The organism is Pseudomonas sp. TKO26 (genome assembly GCF_003225665.1).
Classification (GTDB): domain Bacteria; phylum Pseudomonadota; class Gammaproteobacteria; order Pseudomonadales; family Pseudomonadaceae; genus Aquipseudomonas; species Aquipseudomonas saponiphila.
The window spans coordinates 62926-81122 of sequence record NZ_QKLN01000002.1; the positions used below are offsets into that span (position 1 = coordinate 62926).

Annotated in this window: 17 protein-coding genes and 1 pseudogene; 6 read left to right on the forward strand and 12 right to left on the reverse strand. The window is 62.8% G+C overall.

Annotated features, from left to right (window positions below; genetic code table 11):
• Position 1: 1 nt before the first annotated feature.
• From DNK59_RS03515 to DNK59_RS03540, 6 genes are all read right to left on the reverse strand, one after another.
• On the reverse strand, positions 2-361 hold the full coding sequence (locus tag DNK59_RS03515) for a RidA family protein (protein WP_177431201.1): 360 nt from the start codon (positions 359-361) through the stop codon (positions 2-4).
• 31 nt (positions 362-392) lie between these two features.
• Complete coding sequence (locus tag DNK59_RS03520; RefSeq protein ID WP_110722290.1) at positions 393-1046, reverse strand: DUF3726 domain-containing protein; 654 nt, start codon at positions 1044-1046, stop codon at positions 393-395.
• A complete protein-coding gene (locus DNK59_RS03525) occupies positions 1027-2721 on the reverse strand; it encodes a hypothetical protein (protein ID WP_110722291.1) in 1695 nt (564 codons plus the stop codon). Before DNK59_RS03525 ends, DNK59_RS03520 begins: the two co-directional genes overlap by 20 nt.
• The gene (locus tag DNK59_RS03530; RefSeq protein ID WP_110722292.1) at positions 2722-4281 is read right to left on the reverse strand and encodes a BCCT family transporter; all 1560 of its coding nucleotides are present in this window, start codon (positions 4279-4281) and stop codon (positions 2722-2724) included.
• A 122-nt stretch (positions 4282-4403) separates the two neighbouring features.
• On the reverse strand, positions 4404-5453 hold the full coding sequence (locus tag DNK59_RS03535) for a membrane dipeptidase (protein ID WP_110722293.1): 1050 nt from the start codon (positions 5451-5453) through the stop codon (positions 4404-4406).
• Positions 5450-6901, reverse strand: a complete 1452-nt coding sequence (locus tag DNK59_RS03540) for an aldehyde dehydrogenase family protein (RefSeq protein ID WP_110722294.1) — start codon at positions 6899-6901, stop codon at positions 5450-5452. The genes DNK59_RS03535 and DNK59_RS03540 overlap by 4 nt, the downstream gene beginning before the upstream one ends.
• Positions 6902-7051: 150 nt before the next feature.
• Between DNK59_RS03540 and DNK59_RS03545 the strand changes: the two genes are divergently transcribed.
• Complete coding sequence (locus tag DNK59_RS03545; RefSeq protein ID WP_110722295.1) at positions 7052-7927, forward strand: LysR family transcriptional regulator; 876 nt, start codon at positions 7052-7054, stop codon at positions 7925-7927.
• A 609-nt stretch (positions 7928-8536) separates the two neighbouring features.
• On the opposite strand, the pseudogene DNK59_RS03550 reads toward DNK59_RS03545, so the two are convergent.
• A pseudogene (locus tag DNK59_RS03550) lies at positions 8537-8883 on the reverse strand (hypothetical protein).
• A 204-nt stretch (positions 8884-9087) separates the two neighbouring features.
• Between DNK59_RS03550 and DNK59_RS03555 the strand changes: the two are divergent.
• From DNK59_RS03555 to DNK59_RS03570, 4 genes are read left to right on the forward strand one after another with little or no spacing between them, the layout of a single operon-like run.
• Positions 9088-9372 carry a PqqD family protein gene (locus DNK59_RS03555; RefSeq protein WP_110722296.1) on the forward strand — a complete coding sequence of 95 codons (285 nt, stop codon included), beginning with the start codon at positions 9088-9090 and terminating at the stop codon, positions 9370-9372.
• Complete coding sequence (locus tag DNK59_RS03560; RefSeq protein WP_110722297.1) at positions 9369-9800, forward strand: lasso peptide biosynthesis B2 protein; 432 nt, start codon at positions 9369-9371, stop codon at positions 9798-9800. The genes DNK59_RS03555 and DNK59_RS03560 overlap by 4 nt, the downstream gene beginning before the upstream one ends.
• Positions 9793-10749 carry a hypothetical protein gene (locus DNK59_RS03565; protein ID WP_110722298.1) on the forward strand — a complete coding sequence of 319 codons (957 nt, stop codon included), beginning with the start codon at positions 9793-9795 and terminating at the stop codon, positions 10747-10749. Before DNK59_RS03560 ends, DNK59_RS03565 begins: the two co-directional genes overlap by 8 nt.
• The gene (locus tag DNK59_RS03570; RefSeq protein WP_110722299.1) at positions 10746-11585 is read left to right on the forward strand and encodes a sulfotransferase domain-containing protein; all 840 of its coding nucleotides are present in this window, start codon (positions 10746-10748) and stop codon (positions 11583-11585) included. The genes DNK59_RS03565 and DNK59_RS03570 overlap by 4 nt, the downstream gene beginning before the upstream one ends.
• Here the strand turns inward: DNK59_RS03570 and DNK59_RS03575 are convergent.
• From DNK59_RS03575 to DNK59_RS03580, 3 genes are all read right to left on the reverse strand, one after another.
• Entirely contained in the window at positions 11582-13540 is a 1959-nt protein-coding gene (locus DNK59_RS03575; RefSeq protein WP_110722300.1) for an asparagine synthetase B, read from the reverse strand. The two genes, DNK59_RS03570 and DNK59_RS03575, sit on opposite strands and share 4 nt — an antisense overlap.
• 37 nt (positions 13541-13577) lie before the next feature.
• Complete coding sequence (locus DNK59_RS31775; RefSeq protein ID WP_158288738.1) at positions 13578-13736, reverse strand: hypothetical protein; 159 nt, start codon at positions 13734-13736, stop codon at positions 13578-13580.
• A 68-nt stretch (positions 13737-13804) separates the two neighbouring features.
• The gene (locus DNK59_RS03580) at positions 13805-14554 is read right to left on the reverse strand and encodes a hypothetical protein (protein ID WP_146249876.1); all 750 of its coding nucleotides are present in this window, start codon (positions 14552-14554) and stop codon (positions 13805-13807) included.
• A gap of 81 nt (positions 14555-14635) precedes the next feature.
• On the opposite strand from DNK59_RS03580, the gene DNK59_RS03590 reads away from it, so the two are divergent.
• Entirely contained in the window at positions 14636-15352 is a 717-nt protein-coding gene (locus DNK59_RS03590) for a class I SAM-dependent methyltransferase (RefSeq protein WP_158288739.1), read from the forward strand.
• 52 nt (positions 15353-15404) lie between these two features.
• Here DNK59_RS03590 and wecB read toward each other — a convergent pair whose 3' ends face one another.
• Positions 15405-16499 carry a non-hydrolyzing UDP-N-acetylglucosamine 2-epimerase gene (gene wecB, locus DNK59_RS03595; RefSeq protein WP_110722304.1) on the reverse strand — a complete coding sequence of 365 codons (1095 nt, stop codon included), beginning with the start codon at positions 16497-16499 and terminating at the stop codon, positions 15405-15407.
• On the reverse strand, positions 16490-18178 hold the full coding sequence (locus tag DNK59_RS03600) for an ATP-binding cassette domain-containing protein (protein ID WP_110722305.1): 1689 nt from the start codon (positions 18176-18178) through the stop codon (positions 16490-16492). Before DNK59_RS03600 ends, wecB begins: the two co-directional genes overlap by 10 nt.
• Between the last annotated feature and the right edge of the window lie 19 nt (positions 18179-18197).

Consider the following 18197-nt stretch of genomic DNA (forward strand, 5'->3'; position numbering starts at 1 on the left):
TTCAGGCCGGTTGCGCAGCAATCACCAACACTTCGATGCGGTAGTGCGGCTTGGCCATGGGCGCCTGCACGCAAACCCGCACGGGTGCCTGGACACCTTCGAGCCAGGCATCCCAGAGCAGGTTCATGGCCGGGTAGTCGGCCATGTCCTTGAGCCAGATCTGCGCGCTGAGCAGGCGGCCCTTGTCGGTGCCGGCCTTGGCCAGCAGGGCGTCGATCTGTTGCAGCACGTCCTGCGTCTGGGCGCGGATGTCTCCTTCGGTCAATTGTGAAACCTGGCCTGCCAGGTAGACGGTCCGGTTGTGGATGACGATTTGGCTGAAACGCGCGGTGGTGCCGATTCGCTGGAGGGATGAGGTCATGTCGAGGTCCGTGGGTTCAAGGATGGAAAGGTCAGTTGTTGTCGCTCAGGCCGGCCCCGGCGCCCAGCAGGCGCGAGGCTTCGGAGGCCGGCACATAGGTGCGGGCGGCGAGGTGATCGAGGTCGTGCTGGGGGCTGTCGCCCAGGTCCGGAATGCTGCCCGCCAGAGGCTTGCCGAGGGTGCCGCCAGGGGCCACGCGAGCGCAGCGCACCTGGGCGGCTGTGGCGGCGCCGAGGTGCTGCGCACGTACCAGCCAGGCTTCGCCTGAGGGTGAAAACTTCAGGCAGCAGCCGTTCCAGGACAGTTCCAGCCACAGGCCGAGCTGGCGCGCGGTGGCGCTGGCAAAGGGCAGCAGCAGTTGCGGGTGCGCCACCTGCCGGAGTTCGATGCGGCCGTTGCTGCGCAGCAGGTAGGCGTGGTCGCTCAGGGTCGCCCCGGCGATCAGCGGGCACAGGGCATGCCCCGGCACCTGCCAGGGCTCGGCGCTGACATCCGGGGCCAGTTGCTGGTAGGCGCAGCCGTCATTCTGTCGCAGTTGCATGGCCAGCAAGCCGGGCCCGTCGAGGCCGTGGGCCGAGAGCCAGCGCGCGGCCTTGCCGGCTTCCTCGGCCAGGCCCCAGGACAGCCCGGCACCGCGGGCGGCTTTCTTGCACAGGCTTTCGATTTCATTCAACGAGGCATGCACGGCGTTGCTCCTGGCTGTCGAGGTTGGGGTAGGACCAGTCATCCGCGGCCACCTGCCCCAGCTCATGGGGGAAGGGCGCGTTCTTGTACAGGGTGATGCGTACCCAGCGATCCGAGCGCGGGTCGAAGTGGGTGGCGCCGAAGAACGACAGCTTGCAGCGCAGCAGGTCGATGGGCAGCAGCGCCTGGTCGATCAGGTTGTCCTGGATGTCGGCGTAGGGGAACGCTGGGGCCAGTTGCACCCGGCGCAGGCTGTGGCGGTGTTCCGGGTGTCGCAGCAGGAAGCTGGCGACGCTTTGCGAGTCGTCCCAGCCCGGCAGCGCGGCCTGCAACTGGGCGATGTCCCGGGCCACTGCCAGGGGCTGTTCCAGGTCTTGCCCGGGCTCGGAAAAGCGCTGGCCGATCCGCGGTTCGAGCTTTTCCTCGGAGACGTACCAGAACAGCGCGCGGCTGGCTTCGCTGGAAAAGTCGATGGCCGCGACCCAGGAGTAGTGCTCATCGAGTATCTGTCGCAGGCGGCCGATGCTCATGCTGCCGTCGACGCTGAAGCTGGCCTGCTCATCGGCCTGCATGCCGGCGCCCAGCTCGTCCACCAGGTGCCCGTAAGGCTCCAGCAGCAGCGACACCAGGCATTCCTGGGCCTCCAGCGACAGCGCGCCTTCGGCCCAGCGATAGAGTTCGTCCCAGGGGGAATCCTGTTCCAGGATGCCGCTGGCGAGACGGTGTTCCAGGCGCTGCAGGTCGCTTTGCAGTTGCAGGATGCGGCCGTGTTGCAGTTCGTGCTCGGAGTGCCAGTGGCCGATGCCGGCTTGGGCCCGGGCGAGGAATTCGGCGAACTGCTGGCGCTCCGCAACCGATGGCTGGCGCACGGCGCGTACCCGTTGCAGGGCGGTTTCCCGGGCCTGCACCCAGTTGTTCAAGAGCACCGGATGGTTCAGCAGGAACGGCGCCATGCCCAGCCCCGTGGAGTTGCCGATGCCCAAGCGCCGGCGCAGTTGCGGTTCCAGGGTCACCGCCTGCTGGGGCGCGCGGGCCTGGGCCAGGTGTTCCACCAGGTCCAGGGTGAAGGCGCGGATCAGGAACACGGTGAGCATTTCCGCCTGGAACGGTGCCGCCAGCTCCGGCCGCTGGGCGATGCTTTCACGGTCGGCGGCGCCGAACTTGCCGCTGCCGTAGACCGCGGTGGTGCGCATCAGGTAGCCGACTTCATCGATGAACTCGCGCTGCGGCTGGCGGCCGGCGGCCAGGGCCTCGACCACATGCTCGAACAGCCGCACCGAGCGGTTGGCCCGGGCCATGCACAGCTCGCGGGAGGAAATGCGCCCGGCTTCCTGCTTCGGCACATTGGCCTCCAGGCGGTCCAGGTCAGCGGCGTCGGGGATGCCGTCGAACAGGGCGAAGGTGGCATCCCAGGCGGTGGCGATGACCCGGTCCGAGCGCAGTGCCGGGTCCAGGTCATGGGCGAAGGCCACCAGGCTGTAGCTGCGCTGCGGGCCGGTGGCGGTGTACACCGCACGGCCCACGCCCTGGCTGTCGAGGGTCCACAGCGGGCGCTGGAACTGCCAGTTTTCTGCCTTGAGCCGGCGCAGCAACTGGCGCATGAACGACAGCCGGGACTGGTGGAAGGCCCCCAGGCGCGCCGCCTTCATGACGCTGGCGGGTGGTCGCAGGTTCATTCAGAGCACCCCCTGATCACGGGCCATCTGCCGGGCGATGCGGATCGCGTCCCATACCGCCGGCAGAATCAGCAATGACACCGGCACCGCGGTAATCACGATAAAGGATTGCAGGGCACTGATGCCGCCCTCGCCGAGGGTGATCAGGGTCGCCCCCACCAAGCCCATGCCGACGCCCCAGAACACCCGCAGCCAGGCTGGGGATTCGTCGTGGTCGCTGCTGATGGCCATGGCCACGGTGTAGGACATGGAGCCGGCGCTGGTGACCACCGAAAAGAAACTCAGGAACAGGAACAGCGCGGAAATCAGGTTCGGCAGGGGCATCGACTGGGCCACGCCGAGCAGCAGCGCTTCGGGTTGCACGCCGTGGCTGATGACCTTGCCCGCTGTCTGCAATTCAACACCCATTCCGGTGCCGCCCACCAGGGTGAACCAGAGCATGGTGATCAGCGGTGCAGCCACCGACATCAGGGTGATCACCTCACGGATGCTGCGCCCGCGAGAGACCTTGGCCACATAGATGCCCATCATCGGCGCGTAACCGATGAACCAGCCCCAGTAGAACAGCGTCCAGCTGTTGAGCCAGGCGCTGTCGTCGCGGTACAGGGCGGTCTGGAAGAAGTGGGTGACGTGCACCGCCAGGCTCTGGGCGAAGGTCTCGCTGAGGAACAGGGTCGGGCCACAGATGAACAGGAACGCCGCCAGGCCCAGCATCAGCCACACATGAACCTTGCTCACCAGACGCAGGCCGCCCAGGCCCACCACGCAGGACAGGGTGTAGATCACCGTCACCGAGAGAATCACCATGGCCTGGACCATGATGGTGTTGGGCACGCCCCACACCGAGTGCAGGACGAAGGCGATCTGCAGGCCGAGAAAACCCACCGGACCGATGGTGCCGGCCACTACCGCGATGATCGCCGAGGCGTCGGCGAACACCGCGATCGGGCCCTTCAGGGCACGCTCGCCCAGCAGCGGATAGAGCAGGGTGCGCGGCATCAGCGGCAGGTTCTTTTCGTGGTGCAGGTACATGTAGACCACGGTCAGCAGGCTGCCGAGCACCGCCCAGGCCATGAAGCCCCAGTGCAGGAACGATTGCGACAGCGCGGCGACGGCGGCGCCGTCGGTCTTGGCTGCGGCGGCAAAATACGGTGGCGGGTTGATGAAGTGCATCATCGGTTCGGCGGCGGCCCAGAAGGCGCCGCCGCCGGCCAGCAGGGCGCACATGATCATCGACACCCAATTGACGGTGCTGATGCTCGGGGTTTGTCCGACGCCACCCAGGCGCACCCGGCCCAGGCGCGTGTAGCCGATGTACAGGCTGGCGCCGAAGGTGGCCAGCATCAGTACCTGCCAGTACAGGCCAAAGAACCGGGTGCTCCAGGTGAAGGCGCTGCCAATCAGGCTGGACAGGGTGTTCAGGTCTATGAGGGCAATGATCAGGAACAGCAGGAAGAAGCCTCCGCTGATCCAGAAAATCGACCAGTCGAGGGTTCCAGCGGCGCGGCTGCCCAGCGCGCGGGTGTTGATCCCCGCGTTGATTTCGCTCGGAATTTCCATGGTGCCTCCGTGTTGCGTTGTCGATCGCTAATAATTGTTATGGGCGCATTTTTTGTTGTTAGTGCGTGGCGATGACCTTGTTCAGGCCGGACGTCAGGACAATCGGGAAACAGTCGGGGGCCTCAGACCGCGATCTCGTGACAGTGGACGGCGGCACCTGCCTGGGCCTTGGCCGGAACAAAATTGTTCTCGAAGAAGCGCAGCCAGTTGCCGCCCATGATCGCGGCCACTTCCTGGGCGTTGAAACCCACGCCGTGCAGGCCCGACTCGATGTTGTGGAAGTCGCGGTTGTCGCGGAACCAGGCCGGCTGGTCGGGGAAGCCCGGCTGCGCCTTGGAGCCTTCGCCGTAGTCGACGTCCAGGGTCCAGCGGCCGACGCGCATCCAGTCCACCACGCTGTTGGGCTGGTCCTGGCACAGGTCGGAACCCAGGCCCAGGTGCTCGACGCCCATCAGCTCGGCGGTGCGCGCGATCATCTCGCAGAAGCTCTGCACGCTGCAGGCGCTCTTGTCCTTGAGGTGGTGCGGGTACAGCGAGAAACCGAACATGCCGCCGCTCTGGCCCAGGGCCTTGAGCACGGTGTTGGACTTGTTGCGCAGCGCCGTGTGCCAGAACGCCGGGTTGGCGTGGGTGATGGCGATCGGGCGCTCGGAGTGCTCGATGGCTTGTAGGGTCGAGCGTTCGGCGGAGTGGGACATGTCCACCACCAGGCCGACCCGGTTCATCTCCCGCACCACCTGCTTGCCCATGCGGGTCAGGCCCGGGTCTTCCTGTTCATAGCAACCGGTGGCCAGCAGCGACTGGTTGTTGTAGGTCAACTGCATGAAGCGCGCGCCGAGACTGTGCACCACTTCCACCAGGCCGATGTCGTCCTCGATGGGCGAGGGGTTCTGGAAGCCGAAGAAGATCGCCGTGCGCCCGGTCTGCCGCGCCAGGGCAATGTCGCTGGCCCACTTGCCGTGCAGGATCAGGTGCGAGTAGCGCTGGAACCTGCGGTTCCAGGCTTCGATATTGGCCACCATTTCGCGGAAGGTCTCGTGGTAGGCGATGGTCACGTGTACGGCATCGACGCCGCCTTCGCGCATCTGCTGGAAGATCTTTTCCGACCAGTTGTCGTACTGCATGGCATCGATGCGCGGGCCGCGGCTGGCGAAGGTCTGGGGCAGGCTCATAGTGGCGCCCCCGCGGCGATGTAGCCGGTCTTCACGTGGGTGTAGAACTCCACCGCCGAACGCCCCTGCTCGCGCGGGCCGTAGCTGGAGTCGCCACGGCCGCCGAAAGGCACGTGGTAGTCGGTGCCGGCGGTGGGCAGGTTGACCATCACGCAGCCGACCCGGGCATGGCGGCGGAAGTGGCTGGCGCGGGCCAGGGAGCGGGTCATGATGCCGGCGGTGAGGCCGAAGCGGGTGTCGTTGACCAGGCTCAGGGCCTCTTCGTAGCTGCCGGCCTTGATCACGCAGGCGATGGGTGCGAACAGCTCTTCGCGGTTGATGCGCATGGCGTTGCTGCCGCCAATGAACAGCGCCGGTGCCTGGTAGTAACCGGGGCTTTCCAGCTCCAGGCGCTGGCCGCCGGTGAGCAGTTCGGCGCCTTCCTGCTGGCCCAGTTGCAGGTTCGCCAGGTTGGCCTCCAATTGTGCGGCGCTGGCCACCGGGCCGATCTGGGTGCCGGCCTCCAGGGCATGGCCGACCTTGAGCGCCTGGGTTGCTGCCAGCAGTTTTTCCACGAAGGCATCGTGGATGCCTTCATGCACGATCAGCCGCGAGGACGCGGTGCACTTCTGCCCGGTGCCGCCAAAGGCGCCATTCACCGCGCAACTCACCGCCAAGTCGAGGTCGGCGTCGTCCATCACCGCCAGGGCGTTTTTCGAGCCCATTTCCAGCTGCACCTTGGTCAGGTTGGCGGCGGCCGAGGCGGCGATGCCCTTGCCCACGTCCACCGAACCGGTGAAGGAAATGGCGCTGATGCCCGGGTGCTCGATCAGCGCCTGGCCGATCTCGGAACCGGCGCCCATCACCAGGTTGAACAGGCCCTTGGGCAAGTCCTGGCGGGCGATGATCTGGCTGAGCATCACCGCGCTGGCCGGGGTCAGGTTGGCCGGCTTCCACACCACGGCGTTGCCGAAGGCCAGGGCCGGGGCGATCTTCCAGCAGGCGGTGGCCATGGGGAAATTCCACGGCGAAATGATCGCCACCACGCCGATGGGTTCACGGCGGATATCGATCTCGATGCCGTCGCGCACCGAGTCGGCGGTCTGCCCCAACTGGCGCAGGGTTTCCGCGGCGTAGTAGGTGAAGAACTGCCCGGCGCGGTACACCTCGCCGGCGCCCTCGGCCATCGGCTTGCCTTCTTCCCGGGACAGGGTCCTGCCGATTTCCGCGGAGCGCTGCATCAGCTCCTGACCGATGGTCATCAGCACCTTGTAGCGTTGCTCGATGCCGCTGCGGGCCCAGATTTGCTGGGCCTCGCTGGCGGCGGCAATGGCAGTGTCCAACTGCGCCCGGGAGGCCTGGGCGTAGAGGCCGATCAGGTCGCGGGTGTCCGACGGGTTGCGGTTCTCGATCTCGCTGGCGCCCTTGAGCCATTGGCCGGCGTTGTAGTTGTGATGGTGGTCGCTCATGAAATCCTCCAGGGCGGCACGCCAGGCGGGGCGTTGCCTTTGTGCGGTTCTGGGAGGATTATGAGTCGGCCTTGTATTAAGTAAATCTAATAAATTTTAAGGTTATTTAAGTAAAATTTAAGCTTGTCTTTGCCAGCAGGACGCGCCGCCATGAGCATCAAGATCTCCAATTTGCAGTTTTTCGTCGCGGTGGCCACCAGCCAGAGCCTGACCCAGGCCGCCCAGCGCCTGCACCGCACACCGGCGGCGGTGTCGCTCTCGCTCAAGCAACTGGAAGAAGAATTGGGCGGCGCGCTGTTCGAAGGTGAACGCAAGAACCAGCTCAGCCCCCTGGGGCGTTTCGTGCTGCAGGAAGCCCAGCGCGAACTGGCACATTTCGACCGCACCGTCAGCACTATCAAGACCTACGCCAAGGCCGACACCGGCCTGGTGCGCGTAGCGGCGGTGCCGTCCTTCGCCATCACCCTGCTGCCGCCGCTGCTCAAGCAGTTCCATGAACAGCATCCGCAGTTCCACCTGGATATCCGCGACATGGATTCCGCCCGCGTGGTGCAGGCAGTGCTCAGCGGTGACGTGGATATTGGCATCGCCACCGTGCCGGCGAGCATTCCCAACATCGACCAGGACTTTCTGTTTTCCGACGCCTTCTGCGTGGTCTGCAACAGCGACAACCCCCTCAACCGTCTGACCCGCCCGCTGCGCTGGAGCGACCTGGACGGGCAGACCTTTATCAACAGCGGCCTGGGCGCCGAGATCAACGCCGCCGAGTTCCGGCACATCCGCGACCACTCGACCCTCAGCGTCAGAAACACCACCTCCTTGCTGGCCCTGGTGGCCCAAGGCATGGGCGTGACCCTGCTACCGGAGCTGCTGAGCCGTTCGGCGGCGGGGGACCAGCTGAATTTCCTGCGCCTGGAAGACCAGCGCATCGTGCGCTCGGTGAGCGTGATCAGCGCCCCGCGAGAGACGTTGAACCATGCGTCCTATACCTTCTTGAAGGCGCTTAGGGCGGGGCGGTTTGTTTGAAGTGGGCCGCACGAAGCGTGTCGATAATGAACAGTCACGCGGGTTCGCTGGTTGAATGTGGGCTATGGGTAGATTCGCGAGCAAGCTCGCGTCTATGAGGTTGCGGCAGATAAGCCGGATATTCCGTTGCTGTGCCGAATCAGCATCGTTTCGCTTCTGTTGCGCCATGATGAGGTTCCGCTGCTTGGTCGCTTCGCTCAGAACTTCGGTACAGGCGCGCTTCTTCTGCTCGGACTTTGCGTTGCGAATGAAGTCGGCAAAAGGGTTTTCCGCACCAGGCGAGCCGGCCATAAAAGCCGAAACCTGTGACTCTTCAGTTGGGTACTGGTCCTTATGAACAAGGCGTTTTGCGATTTTTTTCTTATGCCTGCGAGCAAAGTGCAGCGCCTCGTCAGCCATGACGTGTTCCGCCGACGTCATGGCCGGCTTTTCAAAAGTTAAGTTACTGTTCACAAAAAGTCCCTTTTTGCTGGGTAGCTTTTCCCAGTGCTAGGCCGGCCTTTGCGAAGGACGCGGTTAAAGCTGGAGCAAAAGCTTGCAGCAGGCGAGGCGACGGGGTTTTTCGCTTTCATCCAATGTCAAAGTTCATCGGCGCTGCCGCGAGGCGTGTTACTTCACCGGTGGCGTGTGGCGGCTGCTTTCGAGCAAGGTATCCACCAGCGCTCGGGCCATCTCTACCGAGTGCACCTGGGACCAGATCAAACTGCACTCAATGCCGCTGCCGCGCTTGGTGATTTCATCGGAATCCTCTTTGGCGCTTTTTAGCAGAAGAAAGACGTGGAGCAGGGTTTCCCGGATGGCAAACTATGACTCCTTGTTAACTGGGATGCCTGTGGTGTGCCGGTAGGCCGAAGAGCCAGTTTCTGAAGCAACTCTTTGTTGGTTTGGTCTGATTCAGGGCTTCTGGCATTGCGCAGGAGAGCGTCAGGCTGAGGAGCGAGCCTAGTAGGCTGCAATCGGCCGATTTTGTGGGAAAAGTAGGTTCTGCGGCAGTCGGCCAGTCGGATGTACTTGCTGTTGAGGTGGCTGGAATGTCGAGTGCGGGCCAGGCCTGCAGTGGCCAGTGTTGACACACCCTGAATCGGCCAGTCTGCGGGCTTGTAGATCCATGGAAGGCTCGGCATTATGAGCGGCGTTTGACTGGGGCGACGGAGCTAGGAATGAGCGATATCACGGCACAGGCGACTGTTTTCAGGAATGCTAGCGTGCTCGCCGCCGAAATCGGTGGAGAACTGGTGCTGATGAGCGTGTCCCAGTGGCATTACTTCGGTCTCAACTCCGTGGCCAGCGATATTTGGGAGCGCCTCGCCTCGCCTGTGCAGGTGGAGGCCTTGTGTGAGGCACTGGTTGCCGAGTACGACGGAGATATCCAGGTGATTCGTCAGGATGTCATGGAGCTGCTTGGCAAGCTGGCGAGTCGTGAACTCATTGAGGTTCAGGCTTGATCAACGCTCACCGTCTTCGCGTTGTCGAAGCCGCCCTGTTTTTTTCGCTCACGCCTGTCCTGGATCGTCTGTTTTCGTGGCGCTTTTTGCTGCGGTTGAGTGGGGCTCGCATTGAGCCGGCATCTTCTGATTTGAATCCTGTCTTGTCGCCGATGGCTCGTGCGGTGGGAGACGCGGTGACCGTCGCGGCCAGGCGCCTTCCCTGGAAACCTCTTTGTTTGCGCCAGGCGTTGGTGGCTGCCTGCATGTTGCGCCTGCGCGGGAGACGTTCCGTATTGTGCCTGGGGGTACGTCGAGAAGGTGAATCCATAGGCGCGCATGCCTGGCTGGTATTGCCTGGGCAAGACGGTGGGATCGTTTGCGGGGCGGAGAATATTGGCAATGTTCGCGCTCTGCGGCAGCAAGATCAGGTGTCAGACCATGCATGACGATTTTTATCTGTGCGGCTGGCGTGTGCGCAGTGATTTGCCGTTGCCGGAGCTATTGCCCTGGACAGGGGATCTACAGGCTCCGATCGACTTGCATATCGAACTCGGCGCGGTCGAGGCACAACTGCCGGACCTTCAGTACGACGGCCCCGTTCTGCAAATGGGCGCTGATGGAACCTGTCGTTTCGCGATCGAGTCCGTTGCGACCTACCGTATAGCGCCCGATGGCCGCACGATTCGGGTACAACCCAACCTCCCGGCGGACATCCCGGCGGTAAGGACATTCCTGTTCGGCACCGTGTTTGCAATTGTTTGCCAGCGCCGTGCCGTCCTACCTTTGCATGCCTGTTGCGTGAAATTGCCTTCTCCCCAGGGGGATGTCGCGGTTGCCTTCACGGCACCTTCTGGAACCGGTAAATCGACCCTGGCATCGGCCTTCATGCGACAGGGTTACTCGATTCTGGCGGACGATGTCACCGTCTTGAGCCTCGACCCGGAGCGAGGTGCCGTCGCGTTGCCAACCTTCCCCAGGGTCAAGCTCTGGCAGGATGCAATGAGCCAGTTTGGCCATGGCATGGTGGACGCAGAGCGCGTACGCCAGGGCATGGACAAATTCTCCGTCGGCTTGGGTGCCGAGCACTTCGCCGTAGGCGCTCCTTTGAAGCTGGCTGCGCTGTACCACCTTGAGCGAGTCGAGGATGCCAGGCATGCGGGGCTGGAAGAGGTGGGCGGTTTACCGGCCTCGGTTCGGTTCTCCAAGGCCCTGTATCAGGAGCGGATCCTCATGACGGTTGCCGTTGGTAAGGGCGCCCACTTTTCGCAGGTAACGCGATTGGCGGCTGGCGTTGCGCGGCATGTTCTGGTTCGGCAGCTTTCTGGCTTCGAACATCTGGATGAACTTGTTCAGCGCATCGTGGCGTTTCACGCCGGGACGAGCCATCAGGCATGAGTGGCTTTTACTGGCTGGCGTCCTACCCCAAGTCTGGTAACACTTGGCTGCGCCTGGTCCTCAACAGTTATCGCCTGGGCGGATCGACGCCAGACTTATCGCAGAAACAGAACTTTGCTCCGATTGCCAGCAGTCGTCGCCGCTTCGACGAGCTTCTGGGTGTGGCCTCGTCTGATTTGCTGCCGGATGAACTGATGACCTTGCGTCCGCGCATGTATGAGCTGCAAGCCGCAGAGGCGCGCGAGCCGTTGTTCAATAAGGTGCATGACGCCTGGCAATTGACTCCAGGGGAGGAGCCGCTGTTCCCAGCCAGCAGCACCCTGGGTGCGATCTATATCGTGCGCGACCCGCGGGATGTGGCGTTGTCGCTGGCCGGGCATCTCGGTTTGAGTGTGGATAGGGCGATCGACATCCTCCTCGACGAGCGCGCCATCCTGTGTGACCAAAAGCTCGGACTCAAGGATCAGCTACCGCAACGACTGGGGAGTTGGAGCCAGCACGTGCTGAGCTGGATCGATCTGCCCGCGCCCTGGAGCCCTTTGCTTCTTCGTTATGAAGACATGTTGGCCAAGCCCTGGGAAAGCTTTGCCGGTGTCATCAAATATTGTGGCTGGCCATTGGATGACGAACGCCTGGAGCAAGCCCTGGATGCCACTCGCTTCGACCGGCTGCAGGCTGCGGAGGCCAGCCATGGCTTCAATGAGCGGCCGCAACGCGCCGCGCGCTTCTTCCGAGAGGGGCGTGCCGGAGGGTGGCGTGAGCGATTGAACGAGGCACAGCTACGCCGTATTGAAGAGGCCTCCGAGCCGCTTAGAGCGCGTCTTGCTTATTGCTAGCGAGGGCTTGGGGGGCTAGCCGAAGCAGGTTGACCCTGGAGTTGGCAGCCTGTTTCGACCCAGCGCAGGAAGGCACCAAAGTGCAGGCCTCGGTGCAGAAGGGTCAGGTGCTCCGGGCTCGCTGATCGGTCTGGCCAGTTCGAGAGCAGGCTCCTCATGCGTTTGAGGTCGAGCAAGCGTTGGGCCAGGGGGGAAGCCTCCAGCTCTTCGAGTCTCTCGCCTAGAAATGGGCGCATCATACTCATCCGATGGAGGTATTCAGGGCATTGCATGCCGCGTTTGCGGTTGTTGACCACCTCGCCAGGCAGGCGGTCGGCAGTGACTCGGCGGGCGAGGAGACGAGTTATGCCACCTTGCAGGTAGAGGCTGTCGGGCAGTGAAAAGCAGAACTCCAGCAAGCGCCGGTCAGCCATCGGGTCGCGAACCTCGAAGCCATGCAGGGCACGCACAAGTCCCGATGCCTGCAGTGCCGACTGGCGCTCCCTGAACCATTCCTGGCGTAGTTGCCAACTCGCCATGGAGGCCATTTGCTTGCGGCGCCTGGCGCCCTCTTCGGTTCGAATACGTGCCTTTATCGCCGGCTCAATGGGAGATTGATGCCCCCACTCGAAAGCGCTCGACCCGGCATGCAGTTTTGCTTTCCACCGCTGAACGATGTCTGGCGCAAACGGGGCCAGGGTGGAGCGCCATATCTGGCGCGCAACGGTAGCGTTGTGTCCGCTCGTACGGGCCAGGGCGAATGATTCCTGAAAGGCCTTCAGCCAGCGACCCTCCCTCATCAAGCCGGTAAGGGTGCCTTGTCCATCCCAGGACAAGGTCACATTGCCGAGCGCTCCGACCAGCAGTACACGTCCTCCTTGCTGCCTGATGTGATCCCGGGCGGAGCCCATCCAGGCCAGGTTCATCACATTTCGCCAAGGGGCGCCTGTCAGCTGGAACATCCCTAGCCAGTCGGTATCCCATCGATGTTGCACTGGAGCGTTGAAAAACAGTGGCTGCAGTCCGGGTGTCTGTTCGCAGATGCTCGCTACATAGCGTCGTTCGCTCATGAAGTGGTGATCTGAATCCGGCGGCTGTTGACCGGCATCGGGCAGGCAGGTGATGGTGGTCAAGGCGTTGCCTGGCAGGTGTTTCACGGCCGTCACCGACACGGCGGAGGAGTCCAGTCCTCCGGTGAGGGAGGAAAATGCAGGGCCCTCGATCCTCAGGCAGTCTTTGACCGCGCGCTCGAACAATTCCCGTGCTGCCTCGACGTATTCCTCTTCCCTGGGCAGGCGCAGTTCGGTTCGTTGTTCAGGCGTCCAGTAGAAACGCTGCTTGAGTCTGCCCGAGCGCAAAATGGCCACCGAGCCGGCAGGCAGGAGGCGCAGATGCTTGTAATGTGTGCCGTTTTCGGCCACGGGCAAGTCCGACAGCTGTGCGACGAAGTAGTCTTCGTCCAGCTCGCGATCAATGCCGGGAACTGCCAGCAGGGCAGCAGGGTTGGTGGCGAACGCAAAGAGTCCGTCTCCCTCGTGGTAATACAGAGGGCGCTGACCCACTGCGTCACGTGCGAGCAGCAGACTATGATCAGCAAGATTCCACGCCACTAGCGCAAAATCCCCGAGCATGCGCTCGGGACCGAATTCTCCCCAGCGCGCCATCGCTTCAAAGGCAATGCTGCTGTCGGCCCAATCCCGTGCTTCCCTGGGCAGTGCCAGAGCCTCTATCAGCTCGACGCGATTGATCAGGTAACCGTCAAATACCAACACCAGAGGGACATCATGCCGAAGTGCGGGCTGATGATCCTGACGATCTTCCGGGGCTGTTATACGTAGACGGTGGGTGAAGTGAAGGCCCGGGTGGGACCAGTGACGTGGTTGCTCGAGCCCTGGCGCATCCAGTGCGGATGCAAAATGCTCAGGTAGTTCCGCAGGTATGGCCTGAGCGGAAAGCAGACCGGCAAATGCGCTCATTGATGAGCCAGGGATTTACAGTGACGGAGCATACCGGTCAAGAGACGTTCGAAAAGCCAACCGTACCGTCATTGCCGCTTGTGGCGAAGATAGATGAAGTCACATCCGATATGGAGACTTCAATGAGTTCCGGCTTCTCCCAGGCTTTACGTTGGGACTCGATCTCGTTGGATTCGTTGGTGTCTTGTTCGGCCATTTTCTTGCTCCTGTAAGTGCGGTGCTCAAGCTATATCAACTGCTCATATTTTGGCAATTGGGGATTGGCTACGGTTGTGCAGAGTAGCAGACAGGTTCGGGGTACAGAGGTTTGCCCAGGGTGAATTTCTTGTAGCTTTCGTCACCCAACTGATAGGCAATCTGTATCCAATTCATCATCGTCAGCGTTTGCTGCTTCGGCTTTGGCGCAGCAGGCTGACGCAGTCGCTTGAGCAACTCCAGCTCGGCGGCGGCGAGATCATCGCTGAAGGTGAATTCGTTTGAAGGGCCGCAGTGGATCTCATATTCGGAGCAGCCACGCTTTATGCTGACCGAGACGTTGGCGCCAAGCTCAGGTGTATCGAGTACTTTTTCAAGTACCTGCTGGTAAGCTTCGCGGGCATTCTGCAGTCCATCCAGATGGAACAGGACTCGGTAGGGACCGGCCTGGTAGCGTGCATTCAGGCTGGCACCGGCCTTGTAGGCATAGGGTAGGTCATGCGCGATCTTCTGGGTCGCAATCAGCTGTTCCAAGGTGGCTGGGCGTATCTGTACCTTGAAGCAGTGGCGGCAGCCCACCGGGACGGCCGCTTTACCGTAGGCCTGACGGAACAGGAAGCCGAGGAGTTTCCCGCAGGGGAAGGGTGTGCGGATGGGACCAACTACCCAGGTTTCATTCAATTGGACAGTACGCGACAGTTCCCAGGTGCCATCTTCATGCAGGACTACATCGCCTCTTTCGCGCGCGATCAGGAGATTTTGCCCAATAGTGGACTTACCTAATTTGAGGTTCAGAAAGTCCGTGCTTGTGGTGGCCAAGGTAACCCGCTCCGCATCGTTTGTTGGTGGACAGTTTCCTTGTCGTGGAGATTACGGTAAAGCGAAATGAGGAGTCTTGAGTTGTTTCACGAATGGCTGCGTTTCATGGTGCAGGTTTTGCGCGGCGGCGAGCGACGGAGATCCGCACTCCTGATACGACGGCGTCCACAAGGCTTGTTTCAGCCATACGGCACGACGCGAGAAGATCGCTACCCCGAGTTGTTCCAGTCGATTCGCCAGGCACTGGCAGACACTGCGCAAACGCGCCTCTTGTCTTTCGGCTGCTCTACCGGCGAGGAAGTGTTCAGCCTGGCTCGCTATTTTCGACAGGCCCATATCCGTGGCGTGGATATCGACGCTGGCCGTATTGGCCGGTGCCGGGCGCGATGGCAGCGTGAGGGACGAGAGCCGCGCCTGAGCTTCGCCTGTGCGGGTGATGTGGCGCTGGAGCCGAGCGCCAGCTATGACCTGGTGATGGCGATGGCCGTGTTCCGCCATGGCGCGCTGGGGGGGAGCCCCACCGATTGTTCTGCCTGGATTCGCTTCGCCGACTTTGATCGCGCGCTGGGCGACCTGGCCCGGGTGCTCAAGCCGGGTGGCTTGCTGGTGATCCGCCACGCCAATTTCCGTTTCGGCGACACGGGCGCGGCGGGTCTGTTCGAGTGCCTGCGCGGCGAGGCGGCGCTGGGTTCGCCGATCTACGGACGGGACGACCGCTTGCTGCCCGGTGTACCGGGGGACGACGGCATCTACCGCAAGCGGCCAGCCCACCTTGCCTCATCGAGCGTGGCGCCGTAGCGCTTATCGCAGCCCCGACCTGGAGGGGGCGCTGCGGGCGTCCCCACTGGCGCTATGCCCGGCTTGTGCCGAAGTCATCGCGCAATATCTGCAAGATTCGTTGCCCGGCCTGACCGTCGCCAAATGGATTGCTCCAGTTGACGGGTGAATGGCGCAGCTCATCTGCGGCATCGACCAAACTGTTTTCCGTCACCACGGGCGCCAGCCTGGAGCCACCGCTGTCCAGGCTTTCCGGACGTTCGGTATTGGCTCGCAGCACCAGGCAGCGGCGCTGCAGCACGCAGGCCTCTTCCTGCAGGCCGCCACTGTCGGTCAGTACCAGATCGGCGCCTTGGAGCAAGGCCAGCATGTCGATATAGCCAAGTGGGCCAGTGGTCTTCATGGGCGATGAGCTGTCGATGATTTTCCGGTGCTCCAGGCCCAGTCGTGGGTGGACGGGGAAAATCACTGGCCTGTCGCGAGCTTCAGCCAAGCGCTGCACGGCGTTGATCAGTTTGGCGAAATGCGCCAGATCATCGGTGTTGGAAGGCCGGTGACAGGTCAGCAGCAGGTAGCCTTCGGCTTGCACCCCCAGGCTTTCCAGGATTCCCGAGCGTGCCCGGGAGATTGGCGCATAGCGCAGGGTGGCATCGTTGCCGGTGTTGCCGGTGATGTGCACATTGGCGCCCTGGATGCCCTCATTGGCCAGTAGCTCGACTTGCAGTGGCGAGGGGCAAAACCAGAAGTCGGACATTTGGTCCAGCTGGATCCGATTGGTTTCTTCCGGCATGGACGGGTCGAAACTGCGTAAACCAGCCTCGACATGGACAATCGGGATACCGACCTTGCGCGCTGCGAGCCCTCCGGCCAACGAACTGTTGGTGTCGCCCTGGACAATCACATAGTCCGGCTTCACGGCCTGCAGTACCGGTTCGATCCCCATGACCATGCGCGCCACTTGCGAGCCCGCGACATCAGACCCCACCCCTAGATTGAAATGCGCGAGTGGCAGCTCGAGCTCTTCGAAGAACAGCCTGTCCATGGTCGCGTCGTAGTGCTGGTTGGTGTGGATCAACGTATAGCGGATTCCGTGCTCAATGCAGGCACCCATCAGCGAGGAAAGCTTGATGATTTCTGGGCGCGTGCCCAATACAAACGCTAGATGCATGACGGGGAGCGCTCTGCAAAGTCGATAGTCGGATCAGGCTCGGGTGCACAATTGAACGCCGTGAGCGCACCGTTGGCCATCCGCACGTTACGGTCGGTATGGCGCAAGGCGGTGAGGCGGTGGGTGATCAGCACCACGGCAAGCTCGGGCCTGGCGGCGCGCAGCGCTTGCAGAAAGCGGCTCTCGCTCAGTTGGTCAAGGGCTGCCGTGGCCTCGTCCAGAATCAGCAGTACCTGAGCATGGACAACCGCGCGAGCAAGCCCGATGCGTTGCCGCTCGCCGCTCGATAGCTGCTGCTCGAACGCTTCCACTGGGGTGTCCAGGCCTTGTGGGAGGCGGTTCAGCAGGGCGTCCAAGCCGGCAATGGCCAGCGCCTCGCTGAGTGCCGGCTCTGTACTGCCGCCCAGAAACGCCAGGTTGTCGCGCAGCGTGCCTGGAATCAGCGTGGTACCAGAGGCGGCATAACCTGTGGTCCGGCGCTCGGCCGGCAGATCGAGCCATTGCAGCGAGCCGTGGCAGGGCTGCAGTTCACCAATCAGTACATCCACCAAGGTCGATTTGCCCACGCCCGATTCGCCGACCAGGCCCAACCACTCCCCTGGGGCGATGCTCAAGTTCAGGTTGTGGATAACCGCCTGGCTGGCCTGGGGGTAGCGGTACTCCAGTGCCTCGCACAGCAGCACTGGCTGGAGTGGGGCGCGAGCCGCTGCCATCTGCTGCAGGGCGGTCGCCGCGGGTGTTTTGGAGGGCGAGTCGGGCGAGGTCAACTCCTCAAAATACGGGCGTGATAAGCGCAGCGTCTGCAGGCTGAACAGCACCCGCCGAAAGCCTGGCAGCAAACGCAAGCCCACGGCTGAAAACAAGGCCATTGCATGCAGGTCCGTCTGCCCGCTTCCCTTGCTGGCTACCAGCACGCACAGCACCAGCATCATCAGGAAAAACAGCTCCATGACGGGGGACTGGACCTCCATCAGCGTGCGTTCCCGGGCCATGGCGTGGGCGAAGCGTTTGGCCGCCGGGTAATAGCGCTCCAGCACGGCCTGTACACGGCCGTACAGGCGTATTTCGCGCAGACAGGCCATGCTGTCGGCGACCCAGCGCTGCATCAGCACCTGGCTTTCGCCTCTGCGCGTTTCCCTGATGTCGTTGAGCAACACCGACAGGGCGCCGCCGACGCCGGCGGCCAGCAGCAATGCACCGAGCAGTATCGCCGTCGCCAGAGGCTCCAGGGCCAGCAACACGCAGAGCAACAGAGCGACCACCAACGCTTCGGTGAGCAGCTCCAGGCTGGGCAAGAGGGTGCCTATGACGATTCTTGGCGCCATATAGTTGACGGCCACATTGCTGCCCTGCGCCGTTGTGTTTGAGAGCTGGGCAACGGGGCGGCTCAGCTCGTTGCGGAAAATGCTCAACGAGATCATCAGCGTCCAGGCGTCGATCAGCCGGCTGCGCGCGGCAGACAGCAGCGGCGCCAGCACCCCCTTGCCCAGCACCAGGGCCACCACCAGCAGCGGCAGCGCGGATACGCCGCTACCGGCAAACGCTGACCACTGCGTTTCAAGCTGCGCATACCAGCCGGAGGACGTGCGTCCCGTCGGCAGCAACGAGCCCAACAGGATCGCCACCAGCAGCGCACAGAGCGTATCGATGGCGGCCTTGCCCAGCAGCAGCGCCAGCATCGACACAAGACTGGACGTG

Bases quoted from the DNA above. Each gene is read 5' to 3' on its own strand.
- DNK59_RS03515 (WP_177431201.1), bottom strand. From the start codon at position 361: ATGACCTCATCCCTCCAGCGAATCGGCACCACCGCGCGTTTCAGCCAA.
- DNK59_RS03525 (WP_110722291.1), bottom strand. From the start codon at position 2,721: ATGAACCTGCGACCACCCGCCAGCGTCATGAAGGCGGCGCGCCTGGGG.
- DNK59_RS03530 (WP_110722292.1), bottom strand. From the start codon at position 4,281: ATGGAAATTCCGAGCGAAATCAACGCGGGGATCAACACCCGCGCGCTG.
- DNK59_RS03535 (WP_110722293.1), bottom strand. From the start codon at position 5,453: ATGAGCCTGCCCCAGACCTTCGCCAGCCGCGGCCCGCGCATCGATGCC.
- DNK59_RS03540 (WP_110722294.1), bottom strand. From the start codon at position 6,901: ATGAGCGACCACCATCACAACTACAACGCCGGCCAATGGCTCAAGGGC.
- DNK59_RS03545 (WP_110722295.1), top strand. From the start codon at position 7,052: ATGAGCATCAAGATCTCCAATTTGCAGTTTTTCGTCGCGGTGGCCACC.
- DNK59_RS03555 (WP_110722296.1), top strand. From the start codon at position 9,088: ATGAGCGATATCACGGCACAGGCGACTGTTTTCAGGAATGCTAGCGTG.
- DNK59_RS03565 (WP_110722298.1), top strand. From the start codon at position 9,793: ATGCATGACGATTTTTATCTGTGCGGCTGGCGTGTGCGCAGTGATTTG.
- DNK59_RS03570 (WP_110722299.1), top strand. From the start codon at position 10,746: ATGAGTGGCTTTTACTGGCTGGCGTCCTACCCCAAGTCTGGTAACACT.
- DNK59_RS03575 (WP_110722300.1), bottom strand. From the start codon at position 13,540: ATGAGCGCATTTGCCGGTCTGCTTTCCGCTCAGGCCATACCTGCGGAA.
- DNK59_RS31775 (WP_158288738.1), bottom strand. From the start codon at position 13,736: ATGGCCGAACAAGACACCAACGAATCCAACGAGATCGAGTCCCAACGT.
- wecB (WP_110722304.1), bottom strand. From the start codon at position 16,499: ATGCATCTAGCGTTTGTATTGGGCACGCGCCCAGAAATCATCAAGCTT.
- DNK59_RS03600 (WP_110722305.1), bottom strand. From the start codon at position 18,178: ATGCTGGCGCTGCTGCTGGGCAAGGCCGCCATCGATACGCTCTGTGCG.